This window comes from Bradyrhizobium canariense, assembly GCF_900105125.1.
GTDB classification, from domain to species: domain Bacteria; phylum Pseudomonadota; class Alphaproteobacteria; order Rhizobiales; family Xanthobacteraceae; genus Bradyrhizobium; species Bradyrhizobium canariense_A.
Genome location: NZ_LT629750.1, coordinates 5,897,959 through 5,916,092 on the forward strand (window position 1 = coordinate 5,897,959; position 18,134 = coordinate 5,916,092).

Sequence of the window (18,134 nt, forward strand, 5' to 3'; positions counted from 1 at the left end):
GTCACGGCATAAACATCACATCGTACGTCCCATGAACAACGGGCCAGATTTCCGTATTTGGCCGAAGGAAACGACATGGCTGCTTTTCCGACTTCGACCACTGTTTTCGACTCCATCCTGTTCCGCGACGCCTTCGGCACGCCGCGGATGCGCGAGGTGTTTTCCGACTACGCGCTGATCTCCCGCTACGCCGAGGTCGAGATCGCGCTGGCGAAGGCCCAGGCGCGCTGCAGCGTCATTCCAGCCAACGCGGCGGAAGAAATCGCAAGACATACCAATGTTTCTGCGTTCGATTTCGATCTGCTGCGCCGCGAGACCGATGTCGTGGGCTATCCGATCCTGCCGCTGGTGCATCAGATGGTGAAGCAATGCGGCGAGGCCGGCCGTTACGTCCATTGGGGCGCCACCACGCAGGACATCATGGACAGCGCTGTTATCCTGCAGGTGCGCGATGGCTTGGAGATCATCGAGGAGGATATCGCGGCGCTGCGCGGGATCCTCGCCGATCTGTCCAGACGCTATCGCGACACGCCGATGGCGGGGCGGACCCATCTGCAGCAGGCGCTGCCGGTGACGTTCGGTTACAAGACCGCGATCTGGCTTGCGATGTTCGACCGCCATGCCGAACGCCTTGAACAACTCAAGCCGCGCGTTCTGGTCGGCCAGTTCGCGGGAGCCGCCGGCACGCTGGCCTCGCTCGGCGACAAGGGGTTCGACGTCCAGAAAGCACTTTGCGAGGAACTCGGTCTTGGCGTGCCCGTTTCGACCTGGCATGTCGCGCGCGACGGCCTTGCCGAGGTCGTGAATTTCTTCGGCCTCGTGACGGGATCGCTCGGCAAGATCGCGCTCGACATCATGATCATGGCCTCAACCGAATTCGCCGAGCTTTATGAACCTTTTGTGAAGGGGCGCGGGGCGTCCTCGACCATGCCGCAGAAGCGCAATCCGATTTCGTCCGAGCTGATGCTGGCGGCGTGCAAGGGCGTCCGTCAGCATGCGGGCCTGATGCTGGATGCGATGGTTCAGGATTTCGAACGCGCCACCGGGCCGTGGCATGCCGAGTGGATGGCGATTCCGGAAAGCTTCGTGCTGACCGCCGGCGCGCTGCATCAGGCGAAATTCGCGCTCGGCGGCCTTATCGTCGACGAGAAAAAGATGGCCGGAAATCTCGATATCAGCCGCGGGCTGATCGTCGCCGAAGCCGTCATGATGGGCCTTGCGCCACAAATGGGGCGGCAGGAGGCGCATGACGTCGTCTACGACGCCTGCCGGCTCGCCAACGAAAAACAGCTGACACTCGCGGACGCGCTGGCGGCAAATCCGCAAGTGTCCGGGCGCATCGATCGCGCGACCATCGATCGGCTGACGTCGCCCGGGAACTATCTCGGCCTCGCGCCCGAAATGGTTGATCGGGTGCTGGCGGCCTCAAGGCGTTGAACCGCTCGGCCAGTTCGCCTATCTCTGCACAAGCGCCAACTTCGTAACGAGGCATGTCATGACCGCACACCAGCGCAATTTCCCGACCCCGATCGATCCCGTCAAGCTCGACCGGCTGGCGGAAGTGGCGGTGAAAATCGGACTGCAATTGCAGCCGGGTCAGGATCTGCTGCTGACGGCGCCGACCGTGGCTCTGCCGCTGGTCCGGAAGATCGCCGAGCATGCCTACAAGGCGGGCGCGGGCCTCGTCACCCCGATCTTTTCCGACGAGGCGATCACGCTGTCGCGCTATCGGTTCGGCCAGGACCATAGCTTCGACCGCGCCGCGAGCTGGCTCTATGACGGGATGTCGAAAGCCTTTGCCGCCAATACGGCGCGGCTGGCCATCGTCGGCGACGATCCGATGCTGCTTTCCGGCCAGGATCCCGCCAAGGTCGCGCGCGCCAGCAAGGCCAACTCCATCGCCTATAAGCCGGCGCTCGAGAAAATCGTCACCTTCGATATCAACTGGAACATCATTGCCTATCCGAGCCCGTCATGGGCAAAGCAGGTGTTTCCCGAAGACGAGGAGGACGTCGCGGTCGCAAAGCTTGCCGACGCCATCTTCGCCGCCTCACGCGTGGACAATAATGACGCTGTAGCCGCCTGGGAAAAGCACAACGCCGCGCTGCGCAGCCGGACCGAATGGCTGAACGGCCAGCGATTCAGCGCGTTGCATTATACGGGACCCGGCACCGACCTGACGATCGGGCTCGCCGATGGCCACGAATGGGAAGGCGGCGCATCGACCGCCAAGAACGGCATTACCTGCAACGCCAACATCCCGACCGAAGAAGTCTTCACCACGCCGCACGCCCGGCGGGTCGACGGGCATGTCATCAGCTCCAAACCGCTGTCTTATCAGGGCTCGCTGATCGATAACATCGCGGTGCGATTCGAAGGCGGACGCATCGTCGAAGCCAAGGCCTCGCGCGGCGAGGAAGTGCTGAACAAGGTGCTCGATACCGACGAGGGCGCGCGCCGGCTCGGCGAAGTGGCGCTGGTACCGCATTCCTCGCCGATCTCAAAAAGCGGTTTGTTGTTCTTCAACACGCTGTTCGACGAGAACGCCGCCTGCCACATCGCGCTCGGCCAGTGCTATTCCAAATGCTTCATTGACGGCACCAAGCTGTCGCCCGAGCAGATTGCCGCGCAAGGCGGCAACAAGAGCCTGATCCACATCGACTGGATGATCGGTTCCGACCAGATCGACATCGATGGCGTTCACGCGGATGGTCGGCGCGTGCCGGTTTTCCGCAAGGGCGAGTGGGCCTGACGGGGTTTGCGCGACGGCGTCGCTGCAAGAAATCTGCGCGCGGCCCGAATGAAGCAAATGTGACGTCAATCGTCGGTCCATTTCCTGGAAAGGTCTGTATTGCGGCGCCTGGCGCGGCCGCGCAGTCATGTCACAATCGCGCCGTACGAAAGGCCAAATCGCAAACATAAGGTGTGCCAGTTCGACGCAAGACAGGGGGGATACTGCATGCGCCAGGAACTTCAGCCGTCTGAAGACAATGGGGATATGGTTGGCTACACCTTTCACTTTCAAATAACCAACAGGGGTGGAAGACAGGCTTGCTGCGTCAAGGTGCAGGCGCCCAATATCCACGATGCGACTCAATTTTTCCGGCAGAATTGGCCGATGATTGAATCGATGGCGCGAGATGGGTTGACCAAATCCGACCGCAACGTGATCAAGTTGGCTGTCCCCTGATTTGCCTATTGTGATCGCATCTCACGCAGCCGGGAACCGCTGACGCGCGCGATCCCGTGTCTTGGCGGATAGCCCACCCCCGCCAGCACAACGATTCCCGTATCCGAAAAACAGATCGACGCTCCGCCTGGAGAGCCACGTAGCCGCTGCCCCGGCAAGTGCGCCTCGATGAAGTCAGCGCTTTCGTCATTTCCGGTATGCTGCAAAGCATACCTTTTTGTTCATTGATTTATATCGTGTCACGATATAGTTACGTTTTGGCCGTTAACGTCCGCCTGGGCTGAACGGCGCACATCCCCCCGCCACACACTCCCTCCCGTCGAAAGATCACGATGGTTCGTTCTGCTTCCGCCAATTCCTTGCCGCGGCTCGGCGATTTCACGACCGATCGGCGTGTCCTCATGCTGGTCGCGATGGCCGTGGTCGTGGGCGCCGGCGGCGCCGTGGCAGCCTGGCTGCTGCTGCGCGTGATTGCGCTGACCACCAATCTGGTATGGCTGCACACATTCAGCGTGCAGAGCCTTTCTCTCGCAGCCGTCAAACCGGACGCGTGGATGGTCGCAGCCCCGGCACTCGGCGGCCTTGTCATCGGACTGATGGCCCGTTTCGGCTCGGAGAAGATCAGGGGACACGGCATCCCCGAAGCGATCGAAGCGATCCTGATCGGCGGCAGCCGGATGCAGCCGAAGGTCGCGATCCTCAAACCGCTGTCATCCGCGATCTCGATCGGCAGCGGTGGCCCGTTCGGCGCCGAGGGTCCGATCATCATGACAGGCGGCGCTATCGGCTCGCTGTTCGCGCAGTGCTTCAGCATGAGCGCGGCGGAACGCAAGACGCTGCTGGTCGCCGGCGCGTCCGCCGGCATGACCGCTATCTTTGGCACGCCCGTCGCCGCCGTTCTGCTCGCCGTCGAGCTGCTGCTGTTTGAATGGAAACCACGCAGTCTGATCCCGGTGATCGGCGCCTGCGTTGTCTCTTCCGCCTTGCGGCCGCTGTTGATCGGCAGCGGCGCGTTGTTCCCCTTTGCCGGGCACCTCGATCTGCCCTGGTGGGGACTGTTTGCCTGTATCGGCGTCGGCGTCGTGGCAGGGCTGCAGTCCGGCCTGCTGACCGGTCTGCTCTACAAGATGGAAGATCTGTTCGGCCATATCCCGCTGCACTGGATGTGGTGGCCCGCGATCGGCGGGCTTGCGGTTGGACTGGGCGGTCTCATCGAGCCCCGCGCACTCGGCGTCGGTTACGACATCATCGGCGATCTCCTCAACGATCACATCGTGCTGTCGGCGGTCGTGTTGATCCTTCTGGTCAAGTCGGCGATCTGGATCATCGCGCTGGCCTCCGGAACATCCGGCGGCGTGCTGGCGCCGCTGCTGATCTTCGGCGGCTGCGCCGGCTGGCTCGAAGGCCAGTTGCTTCCGGGCGATCACGGCGTATGGGCGTTGATCGGCATGGCCGCGATGATGGGCGGCACCATGCGCTCGCCGCTGACGGCGATCCTGTTCGCGGCTGAACTGACCGGCGATTTTGCCCTGATCGGCCCGCTGCTGATCGCGACCAGCGCGGCCTATGCCTTGACCGTGCTGCTGTTGAAACGATCGATTCTGACCGAGAAGATCGCCCGGCGCGGCCAGCACGTGGTTCGGGAATACAGTATCGACCCGTTCGAACTCTTGCGTGTCAGCGAAGTAATGGTGCGCAATGTCGATACGCTGCCGGCGGCCATGCCGATCGACGAAGCCGTATCGTTTTTCTCCAGCGAGGCGCGGCGGCACAAATCCTATCCGCTGATCGATGCCGACGCTCAGGTCGCAGGCATGGTCGCGCGCGCCGACGTGTTGCGGTGGCGGGCGGAAAGCCCGCACGAGGGCGAAAGCCTGTTCGACCGCGTTTCGGACCGTTCGCTTACCGTCGGCTATCCCGACGAGCCGGTTTCCCATCTGGCCGATCGCATGGTGCTGGCCGATATCGGCCGCGTGCCGATCGTCGAACGCGACACGCAACGGCTGGTTGGCCTGGTATCCCGCAAGGACCTGCTTCGCATCCGCGCCACGGCCAAATCGACGGAAGCGAACCGCGTCGCATTTTTTGGCCGGCGGACATCGTCGCAGAGCAGGGATGAAGCGTCGGCATCGGGCGGCGAGCTAGCCCTGTGACTGGCTCAGCTGCTCCATGAACAGGCGCAGCCGCGGCGCCCATTTAGGGGCGTCGATACCGGAAGCCGAATGACCATACTCGCTGTCGAGCAGGAAATAGTCGGCCTCGACGCCGGCGTTTTGCAGCGCCTGCATGACGCCGGGCGCGAGCTCCGGAGGAAACAGCCGGTCGGTTCGGGACAGCACGTACAAGACCTTTGCCTTGATATCGCCGAACCGTGGCGTCACGTCGAAGCCGCGCAGCGCCCTGGCAAGAATGATCAGCGAGTTTGCATCGAACCCTCGCGCCCATCGCGCAGCCTCATCGCGGATCGCGGCCTCGATTTGTTCGGCGTCCGGCATCGTGCTTCTCAGGCGAGCTTCGATGCCATAGGTCTTGAGCGTCGCTGAACGGATTTGAATCATGGTCTCGAACACGCCGCCGCGATCATAATAGTCGCCGCCATTCCAGTTCGGATCCTTGGAGAGCGTGGTGAGCAGGCGTTCGATGTTGCCGGCGGATCGCTCACGCGGCACGACGGGAGACGTGACGACAGCGGCAATTCCCTTCATCATGCCGGGGTAGTTGACGGCCCACTGAAAGGCCTGAAACCCGCCATAGGACGGGCCGACGATCGCAACCAGCCGGTCGATACCGAAATGGCCGAGCAGCGCGCGTTGCGTGGCAACGATGTCGCTCACGGTGATATCGGGAAATCGCGGCCCGTAGGGCCTGCCCGTTGCCGGGTCGATGCTCGCGGCGTTGGTCGATCCGTACGAGGATCCCAGCATGTTCGGGCAGATGACGAAGAAACGGTTGGTATCGACCGGTTTGCCCGGACCGACGAGATCCTTCCAGCTTCCTTCGCCGGTCGATCCATCGGGGTCGATCATCTGTGGACCGCTGGTGTTGCCGTGCGTGATCAGCACGGCGTTGTCGCGGTTCGTCGCGAGCGCGCCCAACGTTCGATAGGCGATGGTCACGGCCGGCATCACCACGCCGCTCTCCAGACGAAAATCCTTGATGCAAAAAGCCTTCACGCCGGCCAGAACTGCATCGCCTTGTCGAGTTGCGGTCATGCTATTTCCTGAAATGACGCAGCCATTGTTGCAAGTGGCGAATGCGTTGAATTCATCCTTGATAGATCGGCGGATTGAGGGTGTCGACGCCTGATCGCTGGCATTGAATCGATGGCCGTAAGGAAAGCTTAAAAGGTTGGCCTTAATTATGCCCGCGATTTCGCTTGCCTATATCCCTTTGAATAAAAAGCGATTTTGAATCCATTCGCCTGAGGTTCCTGATGTCGCGCGCATTGATTGAAACGACCAACCTTGCCGTCAACCTCACACCACGGCCGATCGAACCGTCCTGGATCATCGAGGGCAATCCGGTCGCGCAATGGTGCGTCCTGTCGCAAAGCGCGGACGGGCTGGCGTCAACGATGGTCTGGGAATGCAGCGAGGGCCGCTTCAACTGGTACTATGATTTCGACGAGACAGTATTGATCCTGGAAGGCTCGATCGTCCTTGAAAACGATACCATGCCGCCGACCCGCTATGTTGCGGGCGATGTCATCTTCTTCAAGGATGGCGCGCACGCCAGATGGCATGTCGAGGGCCGCGTCCGAAAGCTAGCGTTCTGCCGCAAGACCCAGCCGGTCTGGCTCGGCTTTGCGCTGCGGGTGTTCCTGAAGCTCAGGAAGATCCTGTTGCCGGCCGACGAACGCCAGGCCGCGAGCCTGATGGGTTCGTCCTGAAGATATTCGGCGCGGTGGGCGGCGCCTGGCGCCGACCCCTTGGTTATCGCGCCATGCGACGCTGTCGGCCGAAGCAGCCCAAAGATAGCGTCAGCAATCAGCCGAGTTTCAGCCGGTAGAAATCCGTCGCCGTCTTCGAGAACAGCGCCGTCTTTTCGGCTTCGGAGTATTGCGCGGCGATGCGCTTGAATGCGTTGAAGATCACCTGATAGCTGCACTGGCCCTTGTCCGGCGGAAAGTTGCTTTCGAACATGCCGCGTCCGGGACCGAAGGCCTCGATGCAGGTCTCGATATAGGGGCGCCACGCGACTGCAGCTTGTTCCGACGAGGGAGGCATTGGACGCTCGTGAAAATCATAGCCCAATAGCCGCATCGCCAGCCCGCCGAGCTTGACGACGACGTTCGGGCATTTTGCAATTTCCTGGATCGATGCTCTCCACACCGGGAAAATCTCGTCGCGCCGGTTGGCATAACTGCCGACGCCGATCGGGCCGCCGCAGTGATCGAGCACGATTTTGGTATCCGGGAAGGCGCGGGCGAGATCGGTGAGCTCGCCGATCTGCGGATGAAACAGCCAGGCGTCGAAGCTCAGGCCGAGCGGCGCAAGACAGGCAAATCCCTTGCGAAAGGTGGAATCGAGCAGCAGGCCTTTTGGCCGCGTCGCGTACATGCCGGCGACGTCGGGATCGGCATCCCAGGGCGAGGAATGCCGGATGCCGCGGAAACGGCCATTGCCGGCGGCGATCTCGGCTTCAAGAACCGGGCGCGCGGCCTCGCCCAGCAGGAGATTGACATGGCTGACGATGCCGGCGCAGACCGCAGCCTTGCCATAGCCGCCGCTCGCGCTCATCGCGGCGACGCCATTGGCGAACTCCACTTCGCCGACGGGACGGAAAGCTTCCGGTCCGCCGGCGCGATACATCGAACGGCAATCGACGTAAACGGTGGCGATAATATTGTGACCCGAGGCGATGTCGTCGGTGATCTCCTCGATCAGGTAGCGTTGGCCGCCGCGATCCCACAAATGATGATGGGGATCGACGATCGGACGCTGGGGATCGATAATTTCTTCCGTGTGCAGCGCGAGCCAGTCTTCGCGCGGATCCGCGTAGAGGCCGCTCTTTGATGAGGCGGCATTGCCGGAAACCATGGATCGTCACTCCCTGTTTTTTGTTTTGTCGGGGCTGTTCGGCTCGCGTGGAGGATCAAACGCCGTCTAGAATAATGACCGTTGGCGTGTCCGGCAGCAAGTCCCGCGAAATCCGTAAAGTCCGCTCGGTGCGGACATCGATCGCGAATTGCTGGCCGATCCGGCGCATGAATTCATCGAGCGGCGTCGCGAAGCGGTGCATCGGCAGCACGATGGAGGCGCGCAGGCGCCGCGTGATATCGGCAATTCCGTCCAGCGACATGGTATAGGTGCCGTCGATTGGCACCATCAGGATGTCGAGCCGGCCGATCGCCGCAAAATGGCTGTCATCGAGCGCGTGATGCAAATGTCCGAGATGACCGATGCAGAGGCCGGCGACTTCGAAGATGAAGATCGAATTGCCGTCCTTGATCATCTCGGCGTTGGAATCGTCGCCGAAATAGCGGCGGATGTCCGTCGTCACGTTGCGGATGTACACGTCACCGATCCGTTCGGCGATGCGTGCAGGCTGCCCGTCGTCGCGCCAGCCATGCAGCACATGGGGAATGCGGGGATCGGGAAACAGCGTGTAATGCGTGCTGTGGGCGCGGTTCATGGTGACGACGTCGGGCAGGCGGCCGATCTGGTACGCGCCGCTGTAATCGGTCGCGATCCGCACGCCCCCGGGCGTGTCGATAAAATAGGTCGAATGGCCCGCGTAGGTAATCGCCACTTCGTCTGTCCCGGCCGCAGCGTGGCGAAGGCTGACCGGCGTAGCGCGCGGACCGGCATCTGATATCGCCAGGCATTCGCTGCGCGGAGCTTCCTGGGCGATAGCCGGCGCGATCAGGGAACCCAGCAAGGCGAGGATGGCGGAAAACGATCGCAGCATAAATGAAAGGGCCCGTCCCCGATAACGCTGGAGATGGTATTGTATCGCCGAATGCCGCAGCGAACTATCGTGTCTCGATCAATAGACCGTCAGTATCGCTTTATTCTCGGCTCGGCCGGTCAGGAGTTGCAGTGATGGAATTGACGCCAACGGTTACCCGCGCTTCCTCGATACATCGGCTGGAACCATTGCGTCATGTCGATGCCGGCGTTCTCAACATCGCCTATTACGAAGCCGGACCCGCGGATGGACCGGTCGTGATGCTGATGCATGGCTTCCCGTATGATATCCATTCCTTTGTGGACGTCGCGCCTCAGCTCGCCGTACAGGGCTGCCGCGTCGTCGTCCCCTATCTGCGCGGCTACGGGCCGACGAAATTCCGCGATGCGGCCACGCCACGCTCGGGAGAGCAGGCCGCGGTCGGGGCCGACATGATGGCGCTGATGGATGCGCTTCGCATCGAACGCGCGGTGTTCGCGGGCTATGATTGGGGCGGCCGCGCGGCCTGCATCGGCGCGGCGCTGTGGCCGGAGCGCTGCGTCGGGCTGGTATCGGTGAATAGCTATCTGATCCAGGACATCGCCAAGGCCATGGTGCCGGCGCGGCCGGAGCGCGAGGTGCCGCTCTGGTACCAATATTATTTCCAGCTCGAACGGGGTCGGGCAGGGCTGGCCGCTAACCGGCGGGGCATCGCCAGGATCTTGTGGCAGCAATGGTCGCCAAACTGGCAGTTCGACGAGGCCTGTTTCGAGCGGACGGCGGTGGCCCACGACAACCCCGACTATGTCGACGTCGTGATCCACAGCTACCGCCATCGCTACGGCCTTGCCGAGGGTGATCCGCAATATGCCGAGCTGCAGCGCAAATTGGCGGCGCTGCCCCCGATCACCGTGCCCACCATCACGCTGGATGGCGCCGGCGATGGCGTGGCCGTCGTGACCGACGGCAGCGCGAGTGCGCCGAAATTCACGGGGCACCGTGTTCATCGCGTTATCCCGCGTGCGGGACATAATTTGCCGCAGGAAGAACCTGAGGCGTTTGCCGCGGCGGTGATGGAGTTGGTGAAGGGATAGGACGGGGCGCCTGCCGATCACGCGCGCCGCGGGCTGATCTTCCAGGTCGCGGCCATGATGCCCGCAGTCATCGCTCCCGTGATCAGGGCGGCGATCGGGATGGCAAGCGCCAGCGCCGCGGTCGCGGCCCATCCGATCGATGCAAAGGCTTCGGCGAAAGTCGCAAGCCGCGACGAGGTCTGGCGGCGGCGAAACTGGCTGCGCTTGGCCTGCACGCGGAACCAAAGCTGAATGGCGGTGGCCGACACCGTCGCGATCGCGACGCCTGTAGCGGTGACCGCGGCCTGTAGCGGCGAGGCGAATACCAGCGCCGCAACCAGTGGCGCAAATATCGCGCCGATCGCGATCAGCACCACCTCGATCTTGGCGCGGGTCACGCGTGAGGACGGCAACGGCGCGGTCGCGACCAGATCGGCGGCGTCCTCGCCCGATATCGTCAGCCATGCGAGACCGCCCGCGAGCTGGCCCGCCGCCATGACGATGACAGGCGTGATCAGCACAATGGCTGTCGAACTGTCGGAGAAACTTCGCCACAGCATCAGCGCCGGCGGCACCAGGTACAATAGCTGCATCAGGGTCTGCGACACCAGCCACGGATCGCGCCGCAGCAGCATGAATTCCTTCCGGCGCAGCGCCTGTTGCCGGGAGCCGGTGCGAAAGCCTGACGTGCGCGAGCTGCGGTTGGTCGGCATCGCGTGCGCGGACACGCGGACCGCCGTGTCGGCAAACTGGTTTGAGAACAGCGCCATCACGACGCCGAGCAGCGTAAGGCCGCCAGCCATCAGAAGCAGCAGCACTTCGCCGTCGCCGAGCGCGGCGCGCGCCGGCCACCAGACGATGCTGTCGACGCCGGGCGCAAAGGCCGCAGTTGCGTCCGAGGTCAGAATCGCGAACCGTGACAGCGTGCCGTAAGACAGGATCGCGGCGATTTGCAGCGCGATGACAAAACCGGCGCCGATAATCGCCGCGAGGATCTGGGCGACCAGCCGGGTCCGGCTCGGGCCGATCAAGCGAAACAGCGCGACCGTGACCGCGATCGCAACCGCCGCAGCCGAGACGCCGATGGCGATGACGACGCCATAGGCCGAAAACCATCTGATACCGCCGCCGATCACGAGAACGTCGACGAAAGGCGTCGACAGCACCAGCGCCATGCCGACGACGGACAGCGCGATCGCGGCGATGCGAACCGAGAACACATTGGTCAGCGAGGCCGGCGACGACATGATCAGATCGAGATCGGCGCGCGCATAGAATACCCGCGTTACCGACTCGATCGCCTGCGACAGCATCAGGGCCCACGCCAGGAAGATGGTCGCCGACATGACGATCAGGGAGGATTTGTCGAGCGGCATCCGCAAATTGGCAAATCGGCCGATCACCGCATAGGCCGGCAGGTGCATGACGACGGCAAAGACGATCAGTCCGATGACGGCGCGGTTCCGCTTGCGCCGGCCGCCGGTCATCATCGCGAGCCATTCGCGCCATGCCAGCCGGATTTCGTGCCGGGCAAACCAGGTCAGGGCCGCGGCGGAGCTCATGCGGCGGCGGCCTCGACCTCGACCAGCGCGATGAACATGTCCTCGAGGCTGGTGTCGTTCCGACCATTCTGCTGGCGCAACTCGGCAAGCGTGCCCTCGGCAACAAGCCGTCCCGAGGCGATGACGCCGATCCGGTCGGCCATGCGTTCGGCCACTTCAAGGATATGCGTGGTCATGATCACGGTGCACCCAGAGCGTACGCGATCGCCAAGCAACCCCTTGACGTGACGGGCGGAGAGCGCGTCGAGGCCGGTGAGCGGCTCGTCCAGAATGATCAGCCGCGGCTCGTGCACCAGAGCACCGGCCAGCGCCACTTTCTGGCGCATGCCCTTGGAAAATCCTTCGCAACGTTCGTGCAGATGCGGCTCGAGCCCGAGCGAGACCAAGAGATCGTGTGCGGATGATTCGGAGATCTTGGGATCGATGCCCCAGAGGCCGGCGACGAAAGCGAGGTATTCGAGCGGGGTCAGCTTGTCATAGATCATCGGCTCGTCCGACACCCATGCCGTGATCTGCTTGGCGGCGATGGGATCGGCCAACGCGTCGATCCCGAGCACGGACACCGAACCGGCATCGGGCCGCAGCAGGCCGGCGACCATGCGCAGCGTCGTGGTCTTGCCGGCACCGTTGGGCCCGAGCAGCGCATAGAACTCGCCGGGGCGGACGGTGAGATCGAGCGCGTCGACCGCGGGGCGGTCAAAACGCTTTGTTAACCCTCGCACCTGCAGTGCGGATGGTTGTTCGGCGGGATTCATCGTGTCGGGACAATCCAGGTTTCAGGTTTTCGAAGCGGACCATGAACCAGAGAACTTTCAACGCGGTGAATCGAGGACCGCAAATCCCACCCACATCGGGCGGGTGGCGTAGCGGTGGTATCGCGGTCGTGGGCAGAATCATCAAACGTCTGCGTCGGATGGCACGAAGGGGACGTACCGCTTCCCTGTGAAAAATCCGCTCTCGGGTAACAGCCGAGGTACAACGCCGACGGGTGTTATGGAGCACACGGCTTGGTGTAGACGGCGCTGCGACGTGATCGGGCTTTGCAAGTCAAAACTAACTTTCGCGTCAGAAACTGTCACATTTGTCATTTGAAATCATTGGACCCTTTGGGTCTCCTGATCGTCTTCTTCTCGCGACGGTATCCGTCGCTGCAATTCAACCAGGAGAAATGAGATGAGCAACAAGCTCCTTAATTGCCTCGCCGCGGGTGCGCTCGGTACGGCGCTTGTTCTTGCGTCACCGGCGCTCGCCTTTCACGGCGGAGGTGGTGGTGGCGGCATGCATGGTGGCGGCGGCATGGGAGGTGGGATGCACGGTGGTGGCATGGGCGGAGGGATGCACTTTGGCGGCATGGGCGGAGGCGCGCACTTTGCAGCTATGGGCGGAGGCGCGCGCTTTGCAGCCGTGGGTGGAGGTGCGCGTTTCGGAGCCTTCGACGGAGGCAGGCATTTCAGCGACGGCCGTTTCGCCGGTGCGCCTTTTGCACATGCTGGATTCTCGCCCCGGTTTTCGAGGTTCGCGTTCCGAGATCACCGCTTCTTCCATCATCGCTTCAACCGCTTTGCGTTCATTGGTGCGCCCTTTGCCTATGCTGCCTACGACAGCTGCTGGAGCAGGGTGTGGACGCCATATGGACTGCAGTGGGTCGATGTCTGCGGCGACTACGGCTACTACTGACACTGCCTGAGCGCATCGCCTGATGCCGCGATCATATGATCTGGCGAGCTGCTGGAGCGACGCCGACGCGTTGGTGTTTTGTGCCGGGTCCCATCGCGTCGGCGGAGTTTTGCGAGCAAGGATCCAGACCTCGTGATGGTCGCAACCGCAGCATTCCCGGCCGATGCAAGCTGGATCAGCTAGCGGTGGCGACCATCACACCCCATGGTGCGAGTCTCTTCACGCAACCTTTAGATTACGGATGAGTTGGTTTCTGACATATATACACCGAAGTGAATTCGGCCTTTGACCAGTTGTTCGGAGACGGAGGACCATGACAGGAGGTCACCGCCGTATTCTGGTTGTGGAGGACGACCTGGAGACCGCCGGCCAGCTCGTCGAGTCGCTCACGGCCAACGGTTACCAGGTGGATCTGGCCGCCAGCGGCAACGAGGCGCTCAGCCGCGGCGTCGCCAGCGATTATGCCGTGATCACGATCGACCGCATGCTTCCGGATATCGATGGCATCACGGTCATGCGTCAATTGCGAGACGGTGGCGTCGCCGCACCTGTCCTGATCGTCAGCGCGCTCGGAGAAATCGACGATCGGGTGCGTGGCTTGCGTGCCGGGGGTGATGACTATCTGGTCAAGCCTTTTTCTTTCATCGAGCTGTTGGCGCGCGTCGAGGCGCTTGGCCGACGCAGTGACACCGTTGTCAAAGAGACCGTCTTGCGTGTCGGCGACCTCGCAATCGACCTGGTGTCGCGGACGGCGAGCCGGCGCGGCAAGAACATTTCGCTGTTTCCCCGGGAATTCCAGCTCCTCGAGTATTTGGTGCGCAACGAAGGCCGCATCGTATCCCGGGCAATGTTGTTGCAGCACGTCTGGGATCTTCATTTCGATCCCTCAACAAATATCATCGATGTCTATGTCGGTCGCGTGCGTCGCAAAGTCGACGGCCAGCAGGCCTATCCGCTGATCCATACGGTTCGTGGTATCGGGTACCGTCTCCGTGCTCCTGACTAAAACCCTAACGTCATCGACTTTCAAGCTGGCGCTGATCGCGATCGGGACCTTCGGCGTAATTGTGTCGATCATTTTCAGCTACGTCTACCTGTCCACCTCGTCCTATGTGCGCAGCCGATCGGATCGTGCAATCATGGCCGAGTATTTGAGCCTGCAAGGCGCTTACGAGCGGAACGGGCGCGACGGGCTGATTGCCCTGATTCAGCGACGCATGGCCGACAAAAGTTTTGCAGACAACGTGTATGTCCTCGTCGATCCTTCAATGGTCGTTCTCAGCGGCAACCTCAAGGCATGGCCACCGACGGCCATGGCGGCCAGGGGATGGACAGAGTTTCGCGCCCCGGAGCCGTCGTCCAACGCGACAAACCGACCGCTGCTGCGGGCAATGCTCGAAACATTTCCGAGCGGCGATCGTCTGCTGGTGGGGCGGGATATCAGTGACCTCGATAGCTTTACCGATCAGATCAAGACAGCCGTGATCTCGGGCGTGGCATTGATATTCGTGCTGGCGGGAGCCGCGAGCATCCTGGTGACGCGCCGGACCGTGGGGCGAATTGAATCGATCAACGCGACCAGCCGGGCCATCATGCTCAGCGGCCTCGACAAGCGTATCCCGCTCCGCGGCACTAATGACGAATGGGATCGCGTCGCGGAGAACCTGAACCTGATGCTGGACCGCATTGAAACGTTGATGGGCGAAGTCAAGCAGGCGAGCGACAATATTGCGCACGACCTGCGGACGCCGCTGACGCGAATGCGCGGACGGCTGGAGAAGGCCTATCACAGCCGGCGCGTTACCGAGGATGATCAAGCGCTGATTGACGATACGATCGCCGACCTCGATGCTGTGTTGCGGATATTCTCGTCAATCACGCGGATTGCGCAAATCGAGACCCAGGCTCGAAGGAGCGCGTTCCGCACCGTGAATCTGGTCGAAATCGCCAGTGAGGTTGCCGAGTTGTACGATGCGGCGGCCGAACAGGACGGGACGCGTCTGATGGTTGTCGGCGATCGCGAGGTGCTGGTGACCGGCGACCGTGACCTGATCTTTGATGCCATAGCCAACCTCGTGGACAATGCGATCAAGCATGGCCGCGCCGGAGGGCAAGTCATCATTGCCAACGAGAGCATCGATGGCAGGTCGGTCATTTCAATCGCCGATGACGGACCCGGCGTTCCCGCAGACGAACGCGCGCATGTGTTCAGGCGCTTTTACCGGCTCGAACACAGTCGCTACAAGCCGGGAAACGGTCTCGGGCTCAGCCTGGTCGCTGCCGTCGCGCGCCTCCATGGCGCGCAGATCGAAATGCTTGATAATTCACCGGGTCTCAAGCTCAAACTCTGGTTTTCAGCGCCAACCATTTAGTTGCGGATGCAGCGAATGACCTGATGTGACACTGGTCAGAAAGTTACGCCTTCGGGCCCGCCTCGAACGGCCGGTCCGGATGCATGCGAAACGCCAGTCCGGCACCGAGCAACAACAGACAAATGGAGCCGGCGAACGGCAAGGTCCAGCTTCCGGTCCGATCGATCAAGAAGCCAAAGACCAGCGGCGAAATGATGCCGGCCACGCCGAAGCCGAAATTCATCATGCCGCTCGCGGATCCCGAGTATTTTGGCGCAATGTCCATCGGAACCGCCCAGATCGGCGCCACCACCAGCTCGACCGAAAAGAACGCCGCGGCGAGCGAGATCGCGGCGATGTTGACGTCGTGAACCAGCATCACCGGAATCAGGAACAGAAAGCCGCCGAGCATGCCGGCGACGATGACGTTGCGCCGCGCCGCGGTTCGATTGCCGGTCCGATGCAGAATCCGGTCGCTCACCACGCCACCCAGGGTGTCGCCGATCACGCCGGCAAGGAAGACCCCGGCCGAATAGAATGCCGATTGCATCAGGTTCTGCTGGTAGTTCTGGAAGAAGAACGACGGTATCCAGCTCAGGAACAGCCATAGCGTCCAGCCGTAACAAAAATCGACGGCGGTGACCGGCAGCATGCGGCGAAACAGTTTCAACCACGGCACTGCCTCGGCCGCACCGCTTCGGCTGCGCACAGGAAGCGTCGCAAGCTCCTCGGCGCTCAGTGGCGGCGATGTCGGTACGTCGCGAAAATACCGCAACCAGACCACCACCCAGATCAGGCTCAAAAGCGCGAGAAGCACGAACGCTCCGCGCCACGACACCAGCCCGACCAGCACAGCAATCAGCGGCGGCGTCACCGCATTGCCGATCCGCGCCGACGAGTGCGTGATGCCTTGGGCGAAACCCCAGCGACCTTCCGGCACCCAAGTCGCCATCGCGCGCGTCGCGGTCGGAAAGGTCGCGCCTTCGCCAATCCCAAGTGCGAGCCGCGCGGCGAACAGGCTCGCAAGTCCACCGACGGCGCCAGTTGCCGCTGTTGCCGCGCATACCATGAGGCCGCTGACGAACAACGTCAGGCGTGCGCCGAATTTGTCGCCGAAATAGCCGCCGATCAGCTGGAACAGCGCATAGGGATAGGCGAACGCCGAAAAGGCCAGGCCGAGCTGGGTGTTGCTTAAGTCAAGGTCTGCCCTGATCAGCGGCGCCGCCGTCGAGATGTTGACCCGATCCACATAGAGGATCAGGTACATGAGGCAGATGATCAGCAGGACCGTATTGGAGGCGCCGAACCGGCGCATCAGACCGGCGCCGCGTTGCCCTTGATCTGTGTACGATGCATGACGCGCCGGGCCGAGTCATCAAACGGGTCGCGTCGGTGCATGGTGCAGCGGTTGTCCCACAGCACGAGATCACCGACCCGCCAGACGTGCTCCCAGGCGAATTCGGGGCGCGCGACGAAATCCCACAACTGGTTCAATAGCGCCTCGGACTCCGCGAGTTCGAGCCCCAAGAGATACGAATTGCGCCGGCGGCCAAGATAAAGCATCCGCCGTCCAGTGTCGGGGTGGGTGCAGACCAGCGGATGTACCGCGCCCGGCGACGTTCGTGGATCGTCGGTCGCGGTGACGCCCTGGCGCAGATAACCGCCGCTGTTATAGGTGCCGTCGTGCTTGATCTTCAGGTTGGCAATTTTGCGTTTCAATTCGTCCGGCAGCGTTTCGTAGACCGCGTACATGCTGCAGAACGAGGTGTTGCCGCCGGCAGGCGGCACCTCGAGAGAATAAAGCATGCTCGCCATTGGCGGCACATCGAGATACGACATGTCGGTATGCCAGACGGCTTCACCGGAGCCGAGGCTGCCGATCGGCTGACCGTTCACGGTCACGTTTGAAACGATGTAGATTTCAGGCAGTCCTTCGACGAAGCGTCTGCCGGTTTCCTGGACCGGCGCCCAGTCGAGATCGCCGAAACGGCGGCTGAACGTGATCAGGTCCTGATCGTTGAGCGTCTGGCCACGCACCAAAATGACCTGATGGTCATGCCAGGCGCGCTCGATCGCCGCGAACTGCGATGCGTCGAGATCTCTGAGATCGATACCGCGCACCTCCGCGCCCAGCGCGGCTCCGGTCGGAATCACGTCGATCGGCTCACCGCGTCGGCCGCTTGCAACTTCACTTCCGGCGCTCAAAGCCATCGAACCCTCCCGGTTTATCGGACCATTGCGCGAGAGACTATCATCGCGTGGCGCGCGGGGAAATCGAAAGCTACGGAATGACTACTTTAGCGCGCGAGCATGACTGCCGCCCCATGATCGCCGGAATTGCGTGCGGCCACGGCGTTCGCCGGGCCGGGCCCAGCGCGCTCCTGAGAAGATG

General features: G+C 62.3%; 15 protein-coding genes and 1 pseudogene. 9 read left to right on the forward strand and 7 right to left on the reverse strand.

Features of this window, described 5'->3' with window-relative positions; genetic code table 11:
- The first annotated feature begins 75 nt into the window (after positions 1-75).
- The 4 genes from BLV09_RS27920 to BLV09_RS27935 all read left to right on the forward strand — a co-directional run bounded on the left by BLV09_RS27920 (position 76) and on the right by BLV09_RS27935 (position 5,343).
- Positions 76-1,437 (forward strand): class-II fumarase/aspartase family protein, encoded by a 1,362-nt coding sequence (locus BLV09_RS27920; protein WP_146689701.1) that lies wholly within the window; start codon positions 76-78, stop codon positions 1,435-1,437.
- Positions 1,438-1,495: 58 nt separating this feature from the next.
- Positions 1,496-2,752 (forward strand): aminopeptidase, encoded by a 1,257-nt coding sequence (locus BLV09_RS27925; protein ID WP_146689702.1) that lies wholly within the window; start codon positions 1,496-1,498, stop codon positions 2,750-2,752.
- Between the two features lie 207 nt (positions 2,753-2,959).
- Positions 2,960-3,190, forward strand: a complete 231-nt coding sequence (locus BLV09_RS27930) for a hypothetical protein (protein WP_146689703.1) — start codon at positions 2,960-2,962, stop codon at positions 3,188-3,190.
- Positions 3,191-3,522: 332 nt separating this feature from the next.
- On the forward strand, positions 3,523-5,343 hold the full coding sequence (locus tag BLV09_RS27935) for a chloride channel protein (RefSeq protein ID WP_146689704.1): 1,821 nt from the start codon (positions 3,523-3,525) through the stop codon (positions 5,341-5,343).
- On the opposite strand, the gene BLV09_RS27940 is transcribed toward BLV09_RS27935, so the two are convergent.
- The gene (locus BLV09_RS27940; RefSeq protein ID WP_146689705.1) at positions 5,332-6,402 is read right to left on the reverse strand and encodes an alpha/beta fold hydrolase; all 1,071 of its coding nucleotides are present in this window, start codon (positions 6,400-6,402) and stop codon (positions 5,332-5,334) included. The genes BLV09_RS27935 and BLV09_RS27940 overlap by 12 nt on opposite strands.
- A 221-nt stretch (positions 6,403-6,623) precedes the next feature.
- Between BLV09_RS27940 and BLV09_RS27945 the strand changes: the two genes are divergently transcribed.
- Positions 6,624-7,079 (forward strand): cupin domain-containing protein, encoded by a 456-nt coding sequence (locus BLV09_RS27945; RefSeq protein ID WP_146689706.1) that lies wholly within the window; start codon positions 6,624-6,626, stop codon positions 7,077-7,079.
- 97 nt (positions 7,080-7,176) lie between these two features.
- On the opposite strand, the gene BLV09_RS27950 is transcribed toward BLV09_RS27945, so the two are convergent.
- Both BLV09_RS27950 and BLV09_RS27955 read right to left on the reverse strand, forming a co-directional pair.
- On the reverse strand, positions 7,177-8,229 hold the full coding sequence (locus BLV09_RS27950) for an amidohydrolase family protein (protein ID WP_146689707.1): 1,053 nt from the start codon (positions 8,227-8,229) through the stop codon (positions 7,177-7,179).
- A 55-nt stretch (positions 8,230-8,284) separates the two neighbouring features.
- Positions 8,285-9,100 carry an MBL fold metallo-hydrolase gene (locus BLV09_RS27955; RefSeq protein WP_146689708.1) on the reverse strand — a complete coding sequence of 272 codons (816 nt, stop codon included), beginning with the start codon at positions 9,098-9,100 and terminating at the stop codon, positions 8,285-8,287.
- 134 nt (positions 9,101-9,234) lie between these two features.
- Here BLV09_RS27955 and BLV09_RS27960 point away from each other — a divergent pair, with 134 nt between their 5' ends.
- Entirely contained in the window at positions 9,235-10,173 is a 939-nt protein-coding gene (locus tag BLV09_RS27960) for an alpha/beta fold hydrolase (RefSeq protein ID WP_174556573.1), read from the forward strand.
- 17 nt (positions 10,174-10,190) lie between these two features.
- Here the strand turns inward: BLV09_RS27960 and BLV09_RS27965 are convergent, their stop codons facing one another.
- Both BLV09_RS27965 and BLV09_RS27970 read right to left on the reverse strand, forming a co-directional pair.
- Positions 10,191-11,714, reverse strand: a complete 1,524-nt coding sequence (locus tag BLV09_RS27965) for a permease (RefSeq protein ID WP_146689709.1) — start codon at positions 11,712-11,714, stop codon at positions 10,191-10,193.
- A complete protein-coding gene (locus BLV09_RS27970; RefSeq protein WP_146689710.1) occupies positions 11,711-12,469 on the reverse strand; it encodes an ABC transporter ATP-binding protein in 759 nt (252 codons plus the stop codon). Before BLV09_RS27970 ends, BLV09_RS27965 begins: the two co-directional genes overlap by 4 nt.
- Positions 12,470-12,887: 418 nt before the next feature.
- Here BLV09_RS27970 and BLV09_RS37765 point away from each other — a divergent pair, with 418 nt between their 5' ends.
- The 3 genes and pseudogenes from BLV09_RS37765 to BLV09_RS27985 form a co-directional block, all read left to right on the forward strand.
- Positions 12,888-13,391, forward strand: a complete 504-nt coding sequence (locus tag BLV09_RS37765) for a hypothetical protein (RefSeq protein WP_197684986.1) — start codon at positions 12,888-12,890, stop codon at positions 13,389-13,391.
- Positions 13,392-13,704: 313 nt separating this feature from the next.
- Entirely contained in the window at positions 13,705-14,397 is a 693-nt protein-coding gene (locus BLV09_RS27980) for a response regulator transcription factor (RefSeq protein ID WP_146689711.1), read from the forward strand.
- Between the two features lie 430 nt (positions 14,398-14,827).
- Positions 14,828-15,763, forward strand: a pseudogene (locus BLV09_RS27985) (sensor histidine kinase); the annotation flags it as partial.
- Between the two features lie 43 nt (positions 15,764-15,806).
- Here BLV09_RS27985 and BLV09_RS27990 read toward each other — a convergent pair.
- Complete coding sequence (locus tag BLV09_RS27990; protein WP_433994449.1) at positions 15,807-17,060, reverse strand: MFS transporter; 1,254 nt, start codon at positions 17,058-17,060, stop codon at positions 15,807-15,809.
- Positions 17,057-17,953 (reverse strand): TauD/TfdA dioxygenase family protein, encoded by an 897-nt coding sequence (locus BLV09_RS27995; RefSeq protein ID WP_146689713.1) that lies wholly within the window; start codon positions 17,951-17,953, stop codon positions 17,057-17,059. The genes BLV09_RS27990 and BLV09_RS27995 overlap by 4 nt, the downstream gene beginning before the upstream one ends.
- Positions 17,954-18,134 lie beyond the last annotated feature (181 nt).